Consider the following 20,028-nt stretch of genomic DNA (forward strand, 5'->3'; position numbering starts at 1 on the left):
CGCGCCAGAATCCCGCAACAGCGATCAAACCCGGTTGCCTCCGCTTCTCTATGAAGAAAGTGCAACCAAGGGAGCGGACATGAGTTCCATCGGACGGGCGATCTGGTTTATCGAGAGCCATTTCGAAAGCGATATCTCGCTTGATCAGATATCCGACGCCGCCGGGCTTTCGCGCTACCACCTGTCGCGGGTTTTCGGGCTCGTGACCGGTCATTCGATCAGCGGCTATATCCGCGGCCGTCGCCTGAGCCGCGCCGCGCTGGCGCTGATCGGTAGTTCGTCCTCCATTCTCGAGGTTGCCCTCGATGCCGGCTACGGCTCGCACGAGGCCTTCACCCGTGCCTTTCGCGACCAGTTCGGCATCACGCCGGATGCGGTGCGCAAACAGGGGCACGCCCGCAACCTCGCACTCCTGGAGCCGATCAGAATGGACCCCGCACGCCTTACCGAGCTAGAGCCGCCCCGCTTCGAAACCATGCCGCCGATCACCTTTGCCGGTCTGCAGGAAACCTATGCCTATGGCGGCAACGCTGCGATCCCGTCGCTGTGGCAGAGGTTCAATACTTACTCGGGCAGCATTCCGGGCCAGCGCGGCAGCGCGGCCTACGGTATCTGCACGCATGTGGGCGGTGAAACTGAAACGTTCCACTACATGGCCGCGGTCGCCGTCGACGACACCAGCGACCTGCCGGACGGCTTCGCGACGCTGAAGATCCCAGGTCAACGCTATGCGGTCTTTGCCCATCACGGGCACGTCTCGGGCATCCCTGCAACGATGCATCAGATATTCGGCACCTGGATGCCGAACTCCGGCGTCGAATGCGGAGACATGCCCGACATGTTCGAGCGCTACGACGACCGTTTCGACCCCTATACCGGCACGGGTCTGACGGAAATCTGGATTCCGTTAAAGGAATAAAAGCCGCGCGGCTTTCGTATACCCCCTTGCGCGCTTGCCAAGGCAGGCCGCGTCCTTACATTGCGGGCGTCAGCTTATGTGGCGCAAGGGGATATATGCCGATGCAAGACATCATGATGCTCGTTCAGGACCCGGCCGCCTGGGTGGCGCTCGTTACCCTGGTGGTGATGGAAGTGGTCCTCGGGATCGACAACCTCATATTCATTTCCATTCTGACCAACAAGTTGCCGCCTGAGCATCGAGAAAAGGCCCGCAAGCTCGGTATCGGCCTTGCCCTGGTCATGCGCCTGGCGCTGCTTGGCACCGTCGCCTGGATCGTCAAGCTGACCACACCGGTCTTCGAAGTCTTCGGCCACGGCTTCTCGTGGAAGGACATGATCCTGATTGCCGGCGGTCTCTTCCTGTTGTGGAAGGCCACCAAGGAAATCCATCACAGCGTCGATCCTGCCGACCACGAGGAGGATTTTATCGCCAGCTCGGCAACGACGGGCTTTGCCGCCGCGATCGGCCAGATCCTTATTCTCGACCTCGTCTTCTCGGTCGACAGCATCATCACCGCCGTGGGCATGACGCCGCATCTGCCGATCATGGTCGTCGCCGTCATTGCTGCCGTCACGGTAATGCTGGTCGCGGCCACGCCGCTCGCCAACTTCATCGAGCGGAACCCGACCATCGTCATGCTTGCCCTCGGCTTCCTGATGATGATCGGTACGACGCTGATTGCGGAAGGCATGGGCTTCCATGTGCCAAAGGGCTACGTCTACGCGGCAATGGCCTTCTCGGCGCTTGTCGAAGTGCTCAACATGATGGCACGCAACGCGCGGAAGAGAAAAAAGGCCGGCGGGCACTGAGGTGACTTGGCCGAGTCACAATGTCGAAGTGCCCGCAGCGAGCCGTTGCGGGCACTTCAGGCGCTCAGAGATCGAGCCTCATGCGGAGGCAGAAACCGCTGGAATCCTCTGCAGCCACGCGCGTCCCGATTTCCCGGAATCCCGCGTTTTCATAGAGGCGAACAGCAGCCTTGTTCGACCCATAAACCCAAAGTGAAAGCCATCCGGCACCTTTCGAACGAGCGAGACCGGCTATGTCTGTGATCATCGCTCTCCCTGCACCCCTGCCGCGCAGGATAGGCGCAACTGCAAAGCGCCGGAGATGAATGGCTTCCTCATCGATCCGTTTGAGGCTGTATATCGCGACAACCTCATCCTTGCTGTCGACGCAGACGAAATAGGTACCGTCCGCGATTTCGCTCTCCAGCCAGGCTGCAGTCAGCGGGTTTGGAATGTCAGGACCGCCCCAGCGGGTCGCATCCCCATGGCCCGCAAACCACCCGGCGACGATCGGGGCGTCGTTCGCGCGTGCGGGTCGTTGGCTGACATCGCCGATGTCGAATGCAGAAAACTCCATCATCAATATCCGGCTTTGAAGAAGCGGGCGGATACTTGTCTAGAGCATGTCCCCGAGACTCCAGTGATTGCCCCATCGCGCGTCGATCTCGTCGTCGACGTTCTGGTAGCGAATGTCTGTCGATAACCTGATTCGGTTGTCGGCGCTCTGGTTCGTTGTCGATGCATGGATCATGTAGGGACTATGCAGAACCACATCGCCCGCCTCATAGTCGGCGACCAGCCATCGCGTGTCGAAACGCTCTGCCATCTCTGGCAGGTCCTTGGAAACCCAGCCCCCCTCGGTCATGTTGCGATTGAAGGCGCTGATGCGCTCGTCGGGCGTGAGTCCCGTGTTGTTCTCCTGAAACGCCGCTTCCATGCGGGTACCGATGGCATGCGAGCCCTCGAGATAGACCAGCCCACCCATATCGACCGGCGTATCGCCGAGCGGAATCCACGCGGTCACGATCCGGCTGGTGCCGCCGCGCAGATAGACGAGGTCGTAGTGGGCCGGCGTGGCGGTGGTCGTGTCCGGCTGGGTAAAGCGCATGATCTTGCGCTTGTGCAGGTAGGAGATCCCGGACAGGAACTCGTCCATGAAGCGGGCCAGCCGCGGCTGCGCGCAAAATCCTTCGAAGGCGACCGAGCGGACGAGCGACATCAGGATACGGTCGACCAATGCCTTGTTCAATGCACCGCTGGAGTTCAGTCCCAATGCAGGGTCGGAGCCGGCCTCGATAAGACCGGCAGCCGCCAGATGCGAGAACACCCAACCGCGAAACTCGACGACGTCGCTGCGTTTCAGAAATCCCTTGAGCCAGACGTAGCCGTGCTCTTCATAGCGGGCGCGGATCGCGTTCAGGCCAACGTCGGGATCCGTCGGCACCAGCTGCCCAAGCCGATCCGGCGCTGCCGAGAGAACCTTGCCGTTGGCGACCAGCTGGACCATCGGCGCCTCGTTGGATTGCATATTCAGGACAAGACTTGACATTTCGATCACTCCCAAAGCGAAATAGCATGTGACAGTCTTGCTTGCTGGAAGGCATTTTTCCATGGATGGAAAGAGTATCTGGACTTTTCGCTCATGACCGGCGCCCCGATTGCACTCTATCGATCGGAGCCTTCCGTAGGCGCCGCCCTCGCGGTCATTGGCTTTGGCCGCCAACGCGTTTCAATGCGCATCGTCAACCGGCGCTTACCTGTGCACGCCGTCGTGCTGATCGAGTCAGGGAACGGCACGCTGTCCACCACGAAGGCAGGCGTCCAGGAGATCACCGGCCCATCCCTGTTCTGGCTGCCGGCCGGCACGCTGCATAGCTATGGACCGCAGCGCGGCGGGAGCTGGGAAGAGCGCTGGGTGCTGTTCACCGGGTCGTTTGCCAGCGAACTCCTTCGCCAGCGCCTGGTGGTCGAGACCGCGCCGCTGGTGGCTCTTCGCAATCTTCGCGAGATGCAGCACCTCTTCGCCACCCTTCATTCCGACTTTGCCGAGGACAATTCCCTCAGTCTCGCCTCGTCGGCTGCGACGCTGCATCGCATTGCGGTGCAGTCCGCCCGGCAAGCCGCGGTGCCCAGCGATGAGGCCCCGGATGCGACCATCGAGTTCGCGATCGACGCGCTGCAACAACGGGCATTCCAACAGGTCGACATGCGCGCTTTCGCCGAAGAGTTCGCCATGTCGCCGGCGACACTGCGCCGGCGCTTTGCAGCAGCGACAGGCCAGTCACCGAAGACCTTCCAGCTGCGCTTGCGTATCGACCGCGCCAAGCAGCTGCTCACCACGTCCGACCTCTCCGTCGAAGCGATCGCGGCGAATGTCGGCGTTGACGACGCCTTCTACTTTTCCAGGCTGTTTCAGGATCGCGAGCGGTGCTCGCCGAGCGAATTTCGCCAGCGGCACCGCCGTTTCTAAACAATTCAGTCAAAAGCGCGTGCAGCGTCAGGCCGCGGAGAGCTCCCTGTCGATCGCCGACACCAGCCTCTGATCGTCAGCAGTCACATCCGGCGCAAACCGCGCGACGACCTTGCCGTCGCGCCCGATCAGGAATTTCTCGAAGTTCCAGAGGATATCGGTGTTTTTGCCGGCTTCGATGCCGTGGCCGCGCAGCCTCTCCCGCATCGGTCCATCGCCGGTCGTGGGCACGCCCACTTCCGTCAGCAGCTTGTAGAGCGGATGCTGGTCTGCGCCTTTGACGGAAATCTTCGAGAAGATCGGGAATTTCACGTCGTAGGTCAGCGTGCAGAATTCGACGATCTCTGCATCCGTTCCCGGCTCCTGGCCCTTGAAGTTGTTGGCAGGGAAGGCCGCGACCACGAAGCCGCGCTCGCGCTTGTCCTCGTAAAGCTTTTCGAGGCCGTCATATTGCACCGTCAACCCGCATTTCGACGCCACGTTGACGACAAGCACCACCTTGCCGCGATACTCGTCCAACGTCGTTTCGCGACCGTCGGCCAGCTTGACGGGAACATTCAAAAGATCGGTCATTGCGTTTCTCCAGCACAAAATTGCGATGCGGAAGCTATACTCGCGCCCTCGTTTGTCCAGCAGATACATGGCCGCACGCTGGCAAAATCTTTCAAAGCAGCTGGATTGCGTTGGAATCACGTTTTGGCTATCGCGCGCCAAACAATTTGATCGTCATCGCCATGTTCGTCGTCTCGGCGCTGCTGATGTCCGCTTCGCTACAACCTCGTGCTCGACCTGGATCTCCGGTTTGCCGGGCTGATCCAGATTTCCGACGCACCGCTTCAGCGTGGGCAATCCGGCAATAGCGACCGATCTAAACTTTGATTGCCCTCGGCATTGATAAGTCGTGCCCTCGTCACACTTATTCGCTGAAGGCGGAGGTCCCTCCTCCTTCAGCCCCTGGCATTCGGAGCAGCATGACAACCCCGCAGATTCTCGCCTTCAGCGTCATCGGTCTCATGATGGCAGTCTTCATCTGGGATCGGTTCCGCTACGACCTCGTGGCCTGCTGCGCCCTGGTTCTCGCCGTCTGCGTCGGCATCGTTCCCCTCGACAAGGCGTTTTCCGGGTTCAGCGACGATATCGTGATCATCGTCGGCAGCGCGCTGGTGGTCAGCGCCGGTGTCGCGCGGTCCGGCATCGTCGACACGATGATCAAGCGCTTCTTTCCGAACCTGAATACGGTTCATACGCAGCTTGCGCTTTTGCTGGTGGTGGTTGCGGTCCTTTCCGCTTTCATCAAGAACATCGGTGCACTGGCAATCATGATCCCCGTCGCTTTCCAGTTCGCCAGAAAGAGCGGCAAGTCGCCCTCGCTCTATCTGATGCCGATGAGCTTTGCTGCCCTTCTCGGCGGTCTGATGACCCAGATCGGCACCTCGCCCAACATTGTCGTATCCCGCCTGCGCGGCGAAATCACCGGGACCCCCTTTACGATGTTCGACTTCACCCCGGTCGGCGCGACGCTGACGCTGGTCGGCGTGATGTTCCTGATCGTTTTCCACTGGCTGGTGCCCGAACGCCGGAACGAAAATCCGTCCCTGGAGGAGGCGCTGGACGTCAAAGCGTATTTCTCTGAAGCAACCGTTATCGAGGGGTCGGGGATCGAAGGCCGACAGCTGCACGATCTCCTGCAGCACGGCGATGGAGACGCCGTCGCAACAGCAATCTTGCGCGGCCACACCCGCCTTTCGCCGTTTCCCGATGTCGAACTGCGCAGCGGGGATACCGTCCTCCTCGAAGGCAGCCCGGAGGCGCTCGATCGCATCGTCTCCCATGGCAAGCTTCAGCTGTCGGGCAGGCCGATCGCCGATCCGGCGGAGCGCAGCGACATCATCTCCATCGAGGCAGTCGTCACATCGGAATCGCAGCTGATCGGCGCCTCGGCGCGCCAGCTCTCGCTCTCCAATCGCCGCAACGTCAACCTGCTCGCCGTTTCCAGGCAAGGGCACCGGCTAAGCGAACGGCTGAGCGAGGTGACGCTCCGCGCCGGCGACGTGCTGGTGTTGCAGGGCAGCCGCAGGAACCTGCCCGCATTCCTGCAGGAATTCACCTGCCTGCCGCTTGCCCAGCGTGAAATCATGCTCGGCACGCCGCGCCGGGCCTATGTGCCGTTGCTGATCCTCTTTGCCGCCATGGGCGCCACGGCGGTGGGCGTCGCGCCGGTCTCCATCGCCTTCTTCTGCGCTGCCCTAGCCATGGTCGTCTTTCGCGTGATCCCGCTCGCCGACATCTACAAGGCCGTCGACGGACCGATCATCATCATGCTCGCCGCCCTCATCCCGGTATCGGACACGCTGCGGACCACCGGCGGCAGCGAGCTGATCGCCGGTTGGCTTGGCCACCTCGCCGCACAGATGCCGCACTACGGCGCCCTGGCGCTGATCCTGATCACGGCGATGGCGGTCACGCCTTTCCTCAACAACGCGGCGACGGTGCTCGTCATGGCGCCGATCGCCGCGAGTTTCGCCGAGACGCTCGGCTACAAGCCGGATGCCTTCCTGATGGCAGTAGCAATCGGAGCCGGCTGCGATTTCCTGACGCCGATCGGCCATCAGTGCAACACGCTCGTGTTCGGCCCTGGCGGTTACCGTTTCAGCGATTATCCGAGGCTTGGCCTGCCGTTGTCCTTCATCATCGTCCTCGTCAGCGTGCCGATGCTCCTCTACGTCTGGCCGGTGACCTGATCCCGTCAGGCGCCATTTTCCTTGACGCGCACCGATGAATATGGCCTAAGGCCAGCCAAATGGATAATTGGCCGCAAAAGCGCGCAAAATGCCCTTTTCCGGCCGGTTTCCTGATCCAGTTATCTGCATTCCTTCCGGCCGAGCGTCGCTTTCTCAGGAAAGCCGTCCGGCATTCATTTGACGGGCACATAAAATGACAGCTTCCGGCGTCCGCGTCCGCATCGCTCCCTCGCCGACTGGCGAGCCGCATGTCGGTACTGCTTACATCGCTCTTTTCAACTACCTTTTCGCCAAGAAGCACGGCGGCGAGTTCATCCTGCGCATCGAAGACACCGATGCCACGCGCTCGACCCCGGAATTCGAGACGAAGGTGCTGGACGCGCTGAAATGGTGCGGCCTGCAGTGGTCGGAAGGCCCCGACATCGGCGGCCCTTACGGCCCCTACCGCCAGAGCGACCGCAAGGACATGTACCAGCCTTACGCTCAGCAATTGCTCGACAAGGGCCATGCCTTCCGCTGCTTCTGCACGCCCGAGCGCCTGACCGAGATGCGTGAAGCCCAGCGCGCCGCCGGCAAGCCGCCGAAGTATGACGGTCTCTGCCTCAACCTGACGGCCGAGGAAGTCACCTCCAAGATGGCGGCCGGCGAAAGCTCCGTCATCCGCATGAAGGTCCCGACCGAAGGCTCGTGCGACTTCACCGACGGTGTCTATGGCGATGTCTCCATACCTTGGGACAGCGTCGACATGCAGGTGCTGATCAAGGGCGACGGCATGCCGACCTACCATATGGCAAACGTCATCGACGACCATCTGATGAAGATCACCCATGTGGCGCGCGGCGAGGAATGGCTGGCATCGGTACCGAAGCACATCCTGCTCTATCGCTATTTCGAGTGGGACCAGCCTGTCTTCATGCACCTGTCGCTGATGCGAAATGCCGACAAGTCGAAGCTGTCGAAGCGCAAGAACCCGACGTCGATCTCTTATTACACCGCTCTCGGCTACATCCCCGAAGCGCTGATGAACTTCCTCGGCCTGTTCTTCGTCCAGATCGCCGAAGGCGAAGAGCTGATGACGATGGACGAGCTGGCCGAGAAATTCGATCCCGAGAACCTCTCAAAGGCCGGAGCGATCTTCGATATCCAGAAGCTCGACTGGCTGAACGGCCGCTGGATCCGCGAGAAGATGTCGGAGGAAGAATTCCGGAATCGGGTTCTCACCTGGGCGATGGAGAACGACCGCCTGAAGGCCGGCCTCGCGCTGTCGCAGTCGCGCATCTCCAAGCTCGGGGAACTGCCTGATCTGATGGGTTTCCTCTTGAAGTCGGACCTTAACCTCGACCCTGCCGCCTTCGCCAGGATCAAGTCGCCGCCGGAAGAGATCCTCGAGATTCTCAACACGGTGCAGCCCGATCTCGAAAAGATCATCGAGTGGAATGTCGAGGCGATCGAAGCCGAACTGCGCGCCATTGCCGAACGCATGGACAAGAAGCTGAAGGTGATCGTGGCACCGCTGTTCGTTGCCGTCTCCGGCTCGTCGCGCTCGCTGCCGCTGTTCGATTCGATGGCGATCCTCGGCCGTTCGGTCGTGCGCCAGCGGCTGAAGCTGGCCGCGCAGGCAGTCGCCGCGCTGGTTGGCCCAAGGAGCTGACCCGAGGAACTGACTGGTGTCCGAGGGATGCGAAGTGCTCGCCCCTCTGAGAAGAACGGAAGCGAAGCCCGCCGCGGCGATGCCGTCACAGGATTTGAAACGATGACTGAGAAGACCGAAACAGCCGCCCTTTCCTCCGACGCAACGGAAGTCCGCGCCCAGAAGCTGAAGCTGCTGCGCGAGCAGATCGGCGACGTCTATCCGGCGCATTTCCACCGGACGATGACCAATGCCGAGCTCGCCGCGAAGTACGAAGCCCTGGAGCCCGACGTCGAGACGCAGGACGTTGTGACCGTTGCCGGCCGCGTCTATTCCTCGCGAAACTCCGGCATGTTCATGGACATCCATGACGCAGGCGGCAAGATCCAGATCTTCAGCCACAAGGATACCACCCCGGAAGAAGCCCGCGCCCTGCTGCCGATGATCGACATCGGCGACATCGTTGGCGTCACCGGCATCGTGCGCCGCACCAAGCGTGGCGAACTGACGATCAACGCGCAGCAGATCACCATGCTGACGAAGTCGCTGCTGCCGATGCCCGAGAAGTGGCACGGCCTTTCGGACATCGAGACGCGCTACCGCAAGCGCCACCTCGACATCATGACCAACGAAGAGTCCAAGCTCCGCTTCCAGCAACGTTCGAAGATCGTTTCCGGCATCCGCCGCTTCATGGAAAGCGACGGCTTCATGGAAGTCGAGACACCGATGCTGCACTCGGTCTATGGCGGCGCGACCGCCGAGCCCTTCAAGACCCACCACAACACGCTGAAGCTCGACATGTATCTGCGCATCGCGCCGGAACTGTTCTTGAAGCGCACGCTGGTCTCCGGCCTTACGGACAAGGTTTTCGAGATCAACCGCAACTTTCGCAACGAAGGCGTCTCGACCCGGCACAATCCTGAATTCACGATGATGGAATGCTACTGGGCCTATGCCGACTACGAGGACATCATGGACCTCGTCGAGCGCCTGTTCTCGACGCTCGCCATGTCGATCCACGGCACGACCGAATTCATGTTCGGCGACAAGCAGATTTCCTTCAAGGGTCCGTTCAGGCGCGTGCCGATGCCAGACGCCGTCATGGAGGCGACCGGCATCGACTTCCTCGCGATGAAAACCGACGAAGAGGCCCGCACGGCCGCCAAGGCCGCCGGTTTCGCCGTCGAAAAGGACTGGACCTGGGGCGAATGCCTCGCCTTCATCTTCGAGGAGAAGGTCGAGAGCACGCTCATCCAGCCGTCGCACGTCACGCACTTCCCGAAGGACATCTCGCCCTTCGCCAAGGAAGTGCCGGGCGAGCCACGCCTCGTCGAACGCTTCGAGACCTACTGCAACGCCTGGGAACTCGGTAACGCCTTCTCGGAACTGAACGATCCGGAAGAGCAGCGCAAGCGTATGGTCGAGCAGCTTGAGCAGGCCCATGCCCGTGGCGAGAAGGAAAAGCAGCTCGACGACGAATTTCTCGATGCGATCGACCAGGGCATGCCGCCCGCCGGCGGTCTCGGCATCGGGGTGGACCGGCTGATCATGCTCTTGACCAATGCCCCGTCGATCCGCGACATCATCCTCTTCCCCGCCCGCCGCGCCAAGGCGGACTGAGGAGGGGCCTCTTCAAAAGAGTGCGGCGGAACCGACGCGTCGTGTCGAGCCCACCGCCTCCTCATCCGCCTGTCGGCACCTTCTGCCCGCTGGGGAGAAGAGACTTGCGGCACGACCGTTGCCACGCCTTATGTCGGAATCCGTCAGCGTGACGGACGAAGCACGACGAACACTCCCTCCCACTTCTCCCCAGCGGGGGAAGTGCCGGAGCGCCAGCCAGGCGATGGGGGTGAGCGACGCGAGGAGCGAACGACCGGAGTTTCAGACGACGGGCGTGTGGCCTATGCCTCCTGGTAGCCCGTAAATTCAGTGCCCTGCCGCGGGAGCTGCCTCTGCGGAGGCAGATTCAGCCCCGGCGCCCTCTTCGGCAGACTTCTTTTCTTTTGCCGTACCCTTGGCAGCCTTGGCTCCGCCCTCGGTCGCGGCGACCGCGATCGGATCGATGCAATCCGAGTAGTCCTTGAACGACGCGTTCAATGCGCTGATCTCGTCTTCGGGCAGATCGATCCGCTCGCCGAAAAACAGCCCGTTCGACGCCGCCGTTCCGTCGTAGTAGCGCGCCGTGTAGGTCTTTCCTTCCAGGCTTTCGACAACCGGATCGGGATGCGGGATGTAGACGACGTCGGCGCCGATCGCGCGACCCCTGATGTCGGAGCGCAAGGTCGGCCCGTTGGCATCCAGAACGACGACCTGGACGAGGTCCGGCTTCTGCGCATCGTAAATGGCCTTCGCCACCCTCAGCGCGGTCTTCACGCGGGTCACGCCATCCGTCGGCTCGGTCTTGATATACTTACGGACCCAGGTCCGGTTCTGCTTTTTGATGGTGACGAGGTTGACGTCAGTGCACGCGGCTCCGTTCACGGTCTCTGCTGAGGGACCGAGGATATTGTCCTTGCCGATATACAGCGCAGCACCGCCGGAAACGCCCGTAAGAAGGGCAACTCCGCCGATGATCAACACCAATTTCCGGGAAGGCCGGAAGATGCGCAGTAAGGCCTTCACGCCAACTGCTCCGCCATCAAGAAACTCCAACGCGATACAATTGCGTTCGACGCTAGAGAAATGACGTTTCTGAATACTTAAATCGCGACCTCAACTTTGTGTCAGTGTGGGATAGTACCAAAAAAGGTCCAGTCTTTCCGGATGCTTGCCATTGCGCTTGCGGCCATGCTCTAACAGCCCATGGCCTTCACCCTGCGTCAGATTCAGTATTTCATTGCCGTCGCCGAACAGGGCTCCGTAACGCGTGCCGCCCAGAACCTTTCGATCTCGCAATCCTCGGTTACAGAAGCCCTGAAGGAGCTTGAAACCGACCTGGGCGTCGAGCTTTTCGACCGGCACCCGCGTGGGCTGACGATCACGCACAACGGCCACCAGTTTCTGCGCCACGCCACAAAAATTCTGGCGAGCGTTTCAGATGCGCGCGGCAGCTTTTCCGGCAAGCAGAACGAACTTTCGGGCAAGCTCAACATCGGCGTTACCTCGCTGGTCGCCGGCTACGTGCTCTCCGATCTCCTGGCCCGCTACCGCCGCGCCTGCCCTGGGGTGGAGGTCAGCGCCATCGAGGACAATGGCGGATACCTCGAACACCTGCTGGTCGGTGGCGAACTGGATGTGGCTGTCATGGTCATATCGAACCTTCGCGACCGAATGGCCCTGCAGGCTGAAATCCTCGAGACATCGCCCTATCGCCTCTGGCTGCCGATGGGCCATCCCCTGGTGTCGGCCGACATCATCTCGGTTGCCGACATCGGCCGCGAGCCGCTGATTATGCTGACGGTCGATGAAATCGAGGAGAATACCGGCAAGCTGCTTTCTGCGCTCGGCGCCCGCCCGCATGTCGCCTTCCGGACCCGATCCGTCGAAGCGGTGCGCAGCCTTGTCGCGACTGGCGCCGGCGTGGCACTGCTGCCGGATCTCGTCTATCGGCCCTGGTCGCTGGAAGGCGACCGCATCGAAAGCCGCGACGTCTCCGGCTCCCTGCCGGTCGTCCAGGTCGGCATGGTATGGCGCAAAGGCTCCAGCCTGCCGCAGGCCGCGCGTGATTTCGTCGGCATTGCCGAAGCGATGCGTTCGGGTCGTCCGCGCTAGTGTCATCGAAAGGCGATATCGGAATTTCCGATATCGCCTTTCTGATAAATGAATTTGCGAAACCGACCATTTCGCGTCACCTTTTCTGCCGGGAACAAAACGCCACACAAGTGGCATCCAACCGGGAGACAGTCGATGAAGCATCTTCTGAAATCGTGCACGGTTGCGCTCGCGAGCTTGAGCTTCGTGACGCAGGTTGCAGCGGCAGAGCCGCTGAAGGCATTGGGCAAAGGCGAAGGTGCGGTCAGCATCGTGGCTTGGGCCGGCTATATCGAGCGCGGCGAGAGCGACAAGAACTACGACTGGGTCACTTCCTTCGAAAAGGAAACCGGCTGCAAGGTCTCCGTCAAGACCGCGGCGACCTCCGACGAAATGGTTTCGCTGATGAACGAAGGGGGTTTCGACCTTGTTACCGCCTCCGGTGACGCCTCGCTCCGGCTCGTTGCCGGCAAGCGGGTCCAGCCGATCAACACCGATCTGATCCCGAGCTTCAAGAATGTCGACCCGCGCCTGCAGAATGCGCCTTGGTACACTGTATCAGGCGTTCACTACGGCGTTCCCTACCTCTGGGGACCGAACGTCCTGATGTACAACACCGACGCGTTCAAGGATAAGGCGCCGACCAGCTGGAACGTCGTCTTCGAAGAGCAGTCGCTGCCGGACGGCAAGTCCAACAAGGGCCGCGTCCAGGCCTATGACGGCCCGATCTACATCGCCGACGCCGCGCTTTACCTCATGGCCCACAAGCCGGAACTCGGCATCAAGGACCCTTACGAACTCAACGAAGACCAGTACAAGGCAGCGCTCGACCTGCTGCGCGGCCAGCGCAAGCTGGTGTCGCGCTACTGGCACGATGCGATGATCCAGATCGACGACTTCAAGAACGAAGGCGTGGTCGCCTCCGGCTCCTGGCCCTTCCAGGTCAACCTGATGCAGGTCGACAAGCAGAAGATCGCCTCGACCTTCCCCGAGGAAGGGGTGACCGGCTGGGCCGACACCACCATGCTGCACGCCGACAGCGAGCATCCGAACTGCGCCTACATGTGGATGGAGCATTCGCTGCAGTCCAAGGTGCAGGGCGACGCCGCCGCCTGGTTCGGTGCCGTTCCATCGGTCCCGGCCGGCTGCAAGGGCAACGAACTGATGACCGACACCGGCTGCGCAACGAACGGCTACGACCACTTCGACAAGATCAAGTTCTGGAGAACGCCGACGGCGAAGTGCACGACGCAGAGCGAATGCGTGCCCTATCATCGCTGGGTGTCGGACTATATCGGCGTGATCGGCGGCAGATAACCTGGCGTTTCCCCTTCTCCCTTCGGGGAGAAGGTGGCCCCGAAGGGGTCGGATGAGGGGCGGTAGATGCTGTCCTTCGCTTGCCGCTCAGACATGCGTCGCTGCCGCTCCTCGTCCCCCTCCTCTGCCCTGTCGGGCATCTTCTCCCCGCCGGGGAGAAGCGAGAACCCGACAGCAAACAATACCGGAGCTCCCAAAATGACCCCCGCCGTCCGTTTTCAAAAGGTCTCGCGCCATTTCGGCCAGGTTCGCGCCGTCGACGGCGTCGACCTCGAAATCGCGCCGGGCGAATTCTTCGCGATGCTCGGCCCCTCCGGCTCCGGCAAGACCACGTGCCTGCGCCTGATCGCCGGCTTCGAGCAGCCGACCTCGGGCCATATCCAGATTTTCGGCGAGACGGCCGAGGGCGTCCCACCCTATCGCCGCAACGTCAATACGGTCTTCCAGGACTATGCCCTCTTCCCCCACCTGAACATCGTCGACAACGTCGCCTACGGCCTGATGGTCAAGGGCATCGGTAAGGCCGAGCGCACCAAGGAAGCCGAACAGGCGCTTGAGCTGGTGAAGCTCCCCGGCTACGGCATCCGCAAGCCGGGCCAGCTCTCCGGCGGACAGCGGCAGCGCGTTGCACTCGCCCGGGCGCTGGTCAACAAGCCGAAGGTACTGCTGCTCGACGAACCGCTCGGCGCGCTGGATCTGAAGCTGCGCGAGCAGATGCAGGAGGAATTGAAGGGTCTGCAGCGCGCGCTCGGCATCACCTTCGTCTTCGTCACCCACGACCAGGGCGAGGCGCTCTCCATGGCAGACCGTGTCGCCGTGTTCAACGATGGCGGGATCGTCCAGGAAGGCACGCCGCAGGATATCTACCGCCGCCCGAAGACCCGCTTCGTCGCCGATTTCGTCGGCTCCTCGAATGTGATTGCGCCCGAGACGATGGGCTCGCTCGGTGGTGAAAAGCGCTGGGCCAGCCTGCGCCCCGAAGCCATCCGGCTCGTCGGCGACGGCATCGAATCGATGGTCGAGAACGCAAGCTTCCTGGGTGCCGCCACGCGCCTGACCGTCGCCATCAAGGGCAATCGTCTGCACGTCATGCTGCCGGCCGGCGCCGAGGTACCTGACGTCGGCGCCAGCGTGCGCCTCGCCTGGCAGCCTCTCGACGTGCACTACATGGACGATGCGGCATGACGACCCTGGCGCTCACCAAACCCGACATCGCCACGTCGATTCTGCCGGGCCGCGGCGGTTTCTTCGGCGGGCTTTCCGATGCCTTCTGGCGCCATCCGAAGCTGTTGCTGTTCCTGATGCTGACGCCGCCACTGCTCTGGCTCGGCATCATCTACATAGGCTCGCTGATCGCGCTTCTGCTGCAGAGCTTCTTCTCGATCGACGATTTCTCCGGCCTCGTGAACTACGAGTTCACGCTGGCCACCTATGCCCAACTCCTGAGCCCGACGAACTTCGACATCATCGTCCGCACCGTTTTGATGGCCGCGCTCGTGACGCTCGCCTCCGCTGTCGTTGCCTTTCCGATCGCCTATTACGCCGCACGCTACGCCCAGGGAAAATGGAAGGCGCTGTTCTATCTCGGCATCATGCTGCCGCTCTGGTCGAGCTATCTCGTCAAGATCTACGCCTGGAAGCTGATTCTCGCCAAGGAAGGCATCCTCACCTGGATCTTCGGAAAGCTGCACCTCTCCTGGCTACTCGAGGGCATTCTCAACCTGCCCGTCATCGGCGGCAGCTCGCTGTCGGTGAGCTATATCGGCACCTTCCTCGTGTTCGTCTATGTCTGGCTGCCCTACATGATCCTGCCGACACAGGCAGCGCTGGAACGCGTGCAGGGAAACCTGATCGAGGCCTCCGCCGACCTCGGCGCAACGCCAAGCCAGACCTTCCGGACCGTGCTCTTCCCGCTTGCACTCCCCGGCATTGTCGCGGGCTCGATCTTCACCTTCTCGCTGACACTGGGCGACTACATTATCCCGCAGATCATCGGTTCGTCCCGTCTCTTCATCGGCCAGGCCGTCTATGCGCAACAAGGAACGGCCGGCAACGTGCCGCTCGCCGCCGCCTTCTCCGTGGTGCCGATCGTCATCATGGCCGTCTATCTCTGGCTCGCCAAAAAACAGGGAGCCTTCGATGCGCTCTGACCGCGGACAACGCTCCCCTCTCCTCTTGAAGACGGCTGCCGCCGGCGGCCTGCTCTTCCTGCACCTGCCGATCCTGCTGATCTTCGTCTATGCCTTCACGACGGAGGAGAAGAGCTATCAGTGGCCGCCGCCGGGCCTGACGTTGCAGTGGTTCCCCATCGCCTGGAACCGGCCGGACGTCTGGGCGGCGCTCGGCCTCTCGGTCCAGGTCGCCGTCATCGCCACTGCCATCGCTCTGGTTCTCGGCACGCTCTGCGCAGCTGCCGTCAGCCAGACAAAATTCTTCGGCCGCGAGGCCATTTCGCTGCTCGTCATCCTGCCGATCGCCCTTCCCGGCATCATCACTGGCATTGCACTGCGCTCTGCCTTCAGCCTCTTCGACATTCCGTTCTCGGTCTGGACGATCGTGCTCGGCCACGCCACCTTCTGCGTTGTGGTCGTCTACAACAACGCCGTCGCCCGCTTCCGACGCACCTCCGGATCGCTGATCGAAGCCTCCATGGACCTCGGCGCAGACGGCTTCCAGACCTTCCGGCATGTCATCCTGCCGAACATCGGGACGGCGCTTCTGGCCGGCGGCATGCTTGCCTTTGCACTTTCGTTCGACGAGGTGATCGTCACCACTTTCACCGGCGGCCAGCAATCCACTTTGCCGATCTGGATGCTGGAAGAGCTCATCCGCCCGCGCCAGCGCCCCGTCACCAACGTGGTCGCCATGGTCGTCGTGCTCGTGACTTTCCTGCCGATCCTCGCAGCCTACTACCTCACGCGCGACGGCGACCAGATCGCCGGAGCCGGCAAATAACCCGGAATGGGATGCGGAAAATTGTGAAACGGTTTTCCGCCCACATCCCACTCGAACAATGACAAGGGAGAACGTCATGGACACCGCTATGCTGATTGGATCCCGCTTCGAAGCGGGTACGGAGATGGAGGAGCTCGTCCTGAACCCGAAGACGGGCGAAACGGTGCTGAAGCTGCCGGAAGCCTCTCTCGCTCAGATCGACAATGCCGTCGACGCGGCCGAAAAGGCCTTCAGGAGCTGGTCGCAGACCACACCCGGGGAACGCTCCGCTTATCTCCTGAAGATCGCCGATGCGATCGAGAAGGACGCGGCAGGCTTCGCAGCGCTCGAAGCGCTCAACTGCGGCAAGCCGATCAACGCCGTGCTGAACGACGAAATCCCGGCAATCGTCGATTGCTACCGCTTTTTTGCCGGCGCCGTCCGCAATCTGCACGGCCCTGTCGCCGGCGAGTATCTGCCTGGCCACACCTCGATGATCAGACGTGACGCCATCGGCATCGTCGGTTCGATCGCGCCCTGGAACTACCCGCTGATGATGATGGCCTGGAAGCTTGCGCCTGCGATTGCCGGCGGCAACACGGTCGTCTTCAAGCCCTCCGAACAGACGCCGCTGACGGCGCTGAAGATGGCGAAGCTGCTGTCCGAAATCCTGCCCGAGGGCGTCGTCAACGTCATTCTCGGGCGCGGCGAGAGCGTCGGCAATGCGCTGATCAACCATCCGAAGATCGGTATGCTCTCGATCACCGGCGATGTCGCCACCGGCAAGAAGGTGCTGCAGGCAGCCGCCAAGACCGTCAAGCGCACCCATCTGGAACTCGGCGGCAAGGCCCCGGTCATCATCTTCGACGACGCCGACATCGATGCTGTCGTCGCGGGCATCCGCACTTTCGGCTACTACAATGCCGGCCAGGACTGCACGGCCGCATGCCGCGTCTATGCCGACGCCAAGGTCTACGACAAATTCGTCGCCGACCTCTCCTCGGCGGTCTCGTCCATCAGGTTCAACCAGGCAGACGACACAGAAAACGAGATCGGCCCGCTGATCTCCAAGCGCCAGCGCGACCGCGTCGAAAGCTTCGTCGCCCGCGCCTCCGAACACAAGCACATGGAAATCACGACAGGCGGCAAGGTCTCCGGCGACAAGGGCTTCTTCTATGCGCCGACCGTTGTTGCCGGCGCAACGCAGGACGACGAAATCGTCCGCCGCGAGGTCTTCGGCCCCGTTGTATCTGTCACCCGTTTCACCGATGTCGAGGATGCCGTCACCTGGGCGAACGACAGCGACTACGGCCTTGCATCCTCCGTCTGGACGAAGGACATCAGCCGCGGAATGAAGACGGCCGCTCGCCTGCAATATGGCTGCACCTGGATCAACACCCACTTCATGCTCACCAACGAAATGCCGCACGGCGGCCTGAAGCAATCAGGCTACGGCAAGGACATGTCTGTCTACGCACTGGAAGACTACACGGCCGTGAGGCACGTGATGATCAATCACGGTTAAAGCCGACCGGCCGTCTTGAAATCCGGCGTCGCCGCCAACCGCGGCGGCGCCTCTCACGACATGACATCCGCCCCTGTGTCATTTGACATGGAACAATTTGCCCTGCGCCGCGTCTTCATAGGCATTCAACACAGGGGAAAATGCCATGCTGAAGTGGGCACTCATATTTTTCGTGATTTCCTTGATCGCCGGCTTCCTGGGTTTCTCGGGCGTATCAGCCGCGACGGCGACGATTGCGCGCATCCTGTTCTTCATCGCTCTGGTGATCTTCGTGATCTTCCTGGTGCTCGCCCTGATGGCCGGCCAGGCGGTTCTGTGACCTGATCCGGCGGCTCGCGACAAATGCGCTCCCGACGGCCTAAAGCAGGCTCGCCCCGACGTTGATCGCCAGCGCCAGGATCGTGGTATTGAAAAGGAACGACAGCACCGAATGCAGGAGCGTCAGCTTTCGCATGGTCGTTGTCGTGGTCGACACGTCGGCGGTCTGCGAAGCGACGCCGATGGTGAAGGAATAGTAGAGAAAATCCCAGTAGATGGGCTCATCGACCGCATCGGGAAACTTCAGCCCTCCCGCCGTGTCCTCTCCGCCATAGTATCGATGCGCGTAATGCACCGTGAAGAGCGTGTGCAGGAAAACCCATGAAATCAGGATGGTGACGATCGCAGCACCTGCTCTTGCGAGCGCCTCGGCCGGCGCGGCCTCCTTGACCGAATGCAATTCGAGCCCGATGCCGGCGATGCTGGCAAGTGCCGCGGCAATCGATAGCGACAACAGCAGGGAATCGGAGAAATCGAGGTCTGCGGCACGCCTCCTGATCCTGTCCACGCTTGCCCGCAGCATTCGCCGCCACGTGATGGCGACAAAGGCGAGCGCTGCCACATTCCACCCGGCGAGCAGGTTGCTGGCGTTGAACTCTCGCGTCGTCAGGAGCAGATAGACGAGCAGCCCGGCCGCCAGCGCCACGATAAACACCGCGTGCTTTCGCGCTAATTGGATGAAGCGGCTCTGCTCGCCGTTCGTATCGTCCGCCATCGATTGCTCCGCCGGTGCGAGATCGCCTTTGATATCAGCTCGCTACCGGCAAGAGCAACATGAACTCAGCCTGTCCAGCCGCCGTCGACGACGTGGATCTGGCCAGTGGTGAAGCCCGCTTCGTCTCCGGCAAGGTAGGTGACAAGCGCGGCGATCTCTTCCGGCGTTGCAATCCGGCCCATCGGTTGGCGACCGATGAAATCTTTCAGCGCCTTCTCGTAGTCGCCAGTTGCCCGAAGCCGGTCATGCAGCGACGGACTATCCACGGTGCCGGGGCAGATTGCGTTGGCACGGATGCCCCTGGCCACGAAATCGGCAGCGATCGATTTGGTAAGGCCGATGACGGCGGCCTTGGAAGCGCTGTAGGCAAACCGGTTCGGCACGCCCTTCACGCTGGAGGCGACCGATGCCATGTTGACGATCGAGCCCTTTCCCTTGTCCAGCATGCCCGGCAGGAAAGTGCGGCAGGTCGTGTACATTGCCTTGGCGTTGAGATTGAACGAAAAGTCCCAGTCCTTTTCCTCGCACTCGAGGATCGTCCCGGCATGGACGAAGCCGGCGCAATTGAACAGAACGTCGATCGGTCCGATCTCCGCCGCGAAAGCCCGCACCGCGTCGCCGTCCAGCGCATTCAGGACATGCTTTTCGGCGCCATCGAGCGTGGAAAGCGTCGCCTCGTTGATATCGGTCGCATAAACATGCGCGCCGAGTGAGATGAATCGCTCCGCGCTGGCGCGACCGATGCCCTGGCCCGCCGCCGTTATGACGACCTTCTTGCCCTCCAAACCGTGACCCATGATTCCTCCTCGCGATTCAAGCGCTTGCGGCGCATCCATTCATATGCAAACATTATATTCAGAATGCCGTCAATCATATTGTCCGAACCACTTGTGCAGTCCGACGCCCCGGCCGCGCGTTGATGGCCCCTGACATGATAGC

The 20,028-nt window shown here is 61.7% G+C and carries 20 protein-coding genes; 13 read left to right on the forward strand and 7 right to left on the reverse strand.

The window, feature by feature from the left end; all coding sequences use genetic code 11:
- The first annotated feature begins 79 nt into the window (after positions 1-79).
- Together ASC97_RS27300 and ASC97_RS27305 are read left to right on the forward strand one after the other, a co-directional pair.
- Positions 80-919 carry a GyrI-like domain-containing protein gene (locus ASC97_RS27300; RefSeq protein WP_057471465.1) on the forward strand — a complete coding sequence of 280 codons (840 nt, stop codon included), beginning with the start codon at positions 80-82 and terminating at the stop codon, positions 917-919.
- 101 nt (positions 920-1,020) lie between these two features.
- On the forward strand, positions 1,021-1,770 hold the full coding sequence (locus ASC97_RS27305) for a TerC family protein (protein ID WP_057471466.1): 750 nt from the start codon (positions 1,021-1,023) through the stop codon (positions 1,768-1,770).
- 64 nt (positions 1,771-1,834) lie between these two features.
- Here ASC97_RS27305 and ASC97_RS27310 read toward each other — a convergent pair whose 3' ends face one another.
- On the reverse strand, positions 1,835-2,326 hold the full coding sequence (locus ASC97_RS27310; RefSeq protein ID WP_057471467.1) for a GNAT family N-acetyltransferase: 492 nt from the start codon (positions 2,324-2,326) through the stop codon (positions 1,835-1,837).
- Positions 2,327-2,365: 39 nt separating this feature from the next.
- Positions 2,366-3,298 (reverse strand): phytanoyl-CoA dioxygenase family protein, encoded by a 933-nt coding sequence (locus ASC97_RS27315; protein WP_057471558.1) that lies wholly within the window; start codon positions 3,296-3,298, stop codon positions 2,366-2,368.
- Between the two features lie 93 nt (positions 3,299-3,391).
- On the opposite strand from ASC97_RS27315, the gene ASC97_RS27320 reads away from it, so the two are divergent.
- Positions 3,392-4,219, forward strand: coding sequence for a helix-turn-helix domain-containing protein (locus ASC97_RS27320; protein WP_057471468.1), 828 nt, complete (start codon positions 3,392-3,394; stop codon positions 4,217-4,219).
- Positions 4,220-4,246: 27 nt separating this feature from the next.
- Here ASC97_RS27320 and ASC97_RS27325 read toward each other — a convergent pair whose 3' ends face one another.
- Positions 4,247-4,792, reverse strand: coding sequence for a glutathione peroxidase (locus ASC97_RS27325; RefSeq protein ID WP_057471469.1), 546 nt, complete (start codon positions 4,790-4,792; stop codon positions 4,247-4,249).
- 398 nt (positions 4,793-5,190) lie between these two features.
- On the opposite strand from ASC97_RS27325, the gene ASC97_RS27330 reads away from it, so the two are divergent.
- The 3 genes from ASC97_RS27330 to lysS all read left to right on the forward strand — a co-directional run bounded on the left by ASC97_RS27330 (position 5,191) and on the right by lysS (position 10,210).
- A complete protein-coding gene (locus tag ASC97_RS27330) occupies positions 5,191-6,960 on the forward strand; it encodes an SLC13 family permease (RefSeq protein WP_057471470.1) in 1,770 nt (589 codons plus the stop codon).
- Positions 6,961-7,153: 193 nt separating this feature from the next.
- Positions 7,154-8,611 (forward strand): glutamate--tRNA ligase, encoded by a 1,458-nt coding sequence (gene gltX, locus ASC97_RS27335; RefSeq protein WP_057471471.1) that lies wholly within the window; start codon positions 7,154-7,156, stop codon positions 8,609-8,611.
- A 102-nt stretch (positions 8,612-8,713) separates the two neighbouring features.
- Positions 8,714-10,210, forward strand: coding sequence for a lysine--tRNA ligase (lysS, locus tag ASC97_RS27340; RefSeq protein ID WP_057471559.1), 1,497 nt, complete (start codon positions 8,714-8,716; stop codon positions 10,208-10,210).
- A gap of 306 nt (positions 10,211-10,516) precedes the next feature.
- Here lysS and ASC97_RS27345 read toward each other — a convergent pair whose 3' ends face one another.
- Positions 10,517-11,212: a hypothetical protein gene (locus tag ASC97_RS27345; RefSeq protein WP_057471472.1), complete on the reverse strand. Its 696-nt coding sequence runs from the start codon at positions 11,210-11,212 to the stop codon at positions 10,517-10,519.
- 180 nt (positions 11,213-11,392) lie between these two features.
- On the opposite strand from ASC97_RS27345, the gene ASC97_RS27350 reads away from it, so the two are divergent.
- Positions 11,393-12,301, forward strand: a complete 909-nt coding sequence (locus ASC97_RS27350; protein ID WP_057471473.1) for a LysR substrate-binding domain-containing protein — start codon at positions 11,393-11,395, stop codon at positions 12,299-12,301.
- A gap of 135 nt (positions 12,302-12,436) precedes the next feature.
- Positions 12,437-13,597, forward strand: a complete 1,161-nt coding sequence (locus ASC97_RS27355; RefSeq protein WP_057471474.1) for an ABC transporter substrate-binding protein — start codon at positions 12,437-12,439, stop codon at positions 13,595-13,597.
- On the opposite strand, the gene ASC97_RS27360 is transcribed toward ASC97_RS27355, so the two are convergent.
- The gene (locus ASC97_RS27360) at positions 13,570-13,779 is read right to left on the reverse strand and encodes a hypothetical protein (RefSeq protein ID WP_156390480.1); all 210 of its coding nucleotides are present in this window, start codon (positions 13,777-13,779) and stop codon (positions 13,570-13,572) included. The genes ASC97_RS27355 and ASC97_RS27360 overlap by 28 nt on opposite strands.
- Positions 13,780-13,795: 16 nt before the next feature.
- Between ASC97_RS27360 and ASC97_RS27365 the strand changes: the two genes are divergently transcribed.
- The 5 genes from ASC97_RS27365 to ASC97_RS33615 all read left to right on the forward strand — a co-directional run bounded on the left by ASC97_RS27365 (position 13,796) and on the right by ASC97_RS33615 (position 18,375).
- Complete coding sequence (locus ASC97_RS27365; RefSeq protein ID WP_057471476.1) at positions 13,796-14,782, forward strand: ABC transporter ATP-binding protein; 987 nt, start codon at positions 13,796-13,798, stop codon at positions 14,780-14,782.
- The gene (locus ASC97_RS27370) at positions 14,779-15,747 is read left to right on the forward strand and encodes an ABC transporter permease (RefSeq protein ID WP_057471477.1); all 969 of its coding nucleotides are present in this window, start codon (positions 14,779-14,781) and stop codon (positions 15,745-15,747) included. Before ASC97_RS27365 ends, ASC97_RS27370 begins: the two co-directional genes overlap by 4 nt.
- Positions 15,737-16,552 carry an ABC transporter permease gene (locus tag ASC97_RS27375; RefSeq protein ID WP_057471478.1) on the forward strand — a complete coding sequence of 272 codons (816 nt, stop codon included), beginning with the start codon at positions 15,737-15,739 and terminating at the stop codon, positions 16,550-16,552. The genes ASC97_RS27370 and ASC97_RS27375 overlap by 11 nt, the downstream gene beginning before the upstream one ends.
- Positions 16,553-16,628: 76 nt before the next feature.
- Entirely contained in the window at positions 16,629-18,056 is a 1,428-nt protein-coding gene (locus ASC97_RS27380; protein WP_057471479.1) for a gamma-aminobutyraldehyde dehydrogenase, read from the forward strand.
- A gap of 145 nt (positions 18,057-18,201) precedes the next feature.
- Positions 18,202-18,375, forward strand: coding sequence for a DUF1328 domain-containing protein (locus ASC97_RS33615; RefSeq protein WP_082530187.1), 174 nt, complete (start codon positions 18,202-18,204; stop codon positions 18,373-18,375).
- Between the two features lie 39 nt (positions 18,376-18,414).
- Here the strand turns inward: ASC97_RS33615 and ASC97_RS27385 are convergent, their stop codons facing one another.
- The gene (locus ASC97_RS27385) at positions 18,415-19,089 is read right to left on the reverse strand and encodes a DUF1345 domain-containing protein (RefSeq protein WP_057471480.1); all 675 of its coding nucleotides are present in this window, start codon (positions 19,087-19,089) and stop codon (positions 18,415-18,417) included.
- 65 nt (positions 19,090-19,154) lie between these two features.
- Positions 19,155-19,886: an SDR family oxidoreductase gene (locus ASC97_RS27390; RefSeq protein ID WP_057471481.1), complete on the reverse strand. Its 732-nt coding sequence runs from the start codon at positions 19,884-19,886 to the stop codon at positions 19,155-19,157.
- Positions 19,887-20,028: the final 142 nt, after the last annotated feature.

This window comes from Rhizobium sp. Root1203, from assembly GCF_001424945.1.
Lineage (GTDB): Bacteria > Pseudomonadota > Alphaproteobacteria > Rhizobiales > Rhizobiaceae > Rhizobium.

Bases quoted from the DNA above. Each gene is read 5' to 3' on its own strand.
- ASC97_RS27300 (WP_057471465.1), top strand. From the start codon at position 80: ATGAGTTCCATCGGACGGGCGATCTGGTTTATCGAGAGCCATTTCGAA.
- ASC97_RS27305 (WP_057471466.1), top strand. From the start codon at position 1,021: ATGCAAGACATCATGATGCTCGTTCAGGACCCGGCCGCCTGGGTGGCG.
- ASC97_RS27365 (WP_057471476.1), top strand. From the start codon at position 13,796: ATGACCCCCGCCGTCCGTTTTCAAAAGGTCTCGCGCCATTTCGGCCAG.
- ASC97_RS27320 (WP_057471468.1), top strand. From the start codon at position 3,392: ATGACCGGCGCCCCGATTGCACTCTATCGATCGGAGCCTTCCGTAGGC.
- ASC97_RS33615 (WP_082530187.1), top strand. From the start codon at position 18,202: ATGCTGAAGTGGGCACTCATATTTTTCGTGATTTCCTTGATCGCCGGC.
- ASC97_RS27385 (WP_057471480.1), bottom strand. From the start codon at position 19,089: ATGGCGGACGATACGAACGGCGAGCAGAGCCGCTTCATCCAATTAGCG.
- ASC97_RS27315 (WP_057471558.1), bottom strand. From the start codon at position 3,298: ATGTCAAGTCTTGTCCTGAATATGCAATCCAACGAGGCGCCGATGGTC.
- ASC97_RS27370 (WP_057471477.1), top strand. From the start codon at position 14,779: ATGACGACCCTGGCGCTCACCAAACCCGACATCGCCACGTCGATTCTG.
- ASC97_RS27325 (WP_057471469.1), bottom strand. From the start codon at position 4,792: ATGACCGATCTTTTGAATGTTCCCGTCAAGCTGGCCGACGGTCGCGAA.
- ASC97_RS27350 (WP_057471473.1), top strand. From the start codon at position 11,393: ATGGCCTTCACCCTGCGTCAGATTCAGTATTTCATTGCCGTCGCCGAA.
- ASC97_RS27380 (WP_057471479.1), top strand. From the start codon at position 16,629: ATGGACACCGCTATGCTGATTGGATCCCGCTTCGAAGCGGGTACGGAG.
- ASC97_RS27310 (WP_057471467.1), bottom strand. From the start codon at position 2,326: ATGGAGTTTTCTGCATTCGACATCGGCGATGTCAGCCAACGACCCGCA.
- ASC97_RS27390 (WP_057471481.1), bottom strand. From the start codon at position 19,886: ATGGGTCACGGTTTGGAGGGCAAGAAGGTCGTCATAACGGCGGCGGGC.
- gltX (WP_057471471.1), top strand. From the start codon at position 7,154: ATGACAGCTTCCGGCGTCCGCGTCCGCATCGCTCCCTCGCCGACTGGC.
- ASC97_RS27375 (WP_057471478.1), top strand. From the start codon at position 15,737: ATGCGCTCTGACCGCGGACAACGCTCCCCTCTCCTCTTGAAGACGGCT.
- ASC97_RS27355 (WP_057471474.1), top strand. From the start codon at position 12,437: ATGAAGCATCTTCTGAAATCGTGCACGGTTGCGCTCGCGAGCTTGAGC.
- lysS (WP_057471559.1), top strand. From the start codon at position 8,714: ATGACTGAGAAGACCGAAACAGCCGCCCTTTCCTCCGACGCAACGGAA.
- ASC97_RS27330 (WP_057471470.1), top strand. From the start codon at position 5,191: ATGACAACCCCGCAGATTCTCGCCTTCAGCGTCATCGGTCTCATGATG.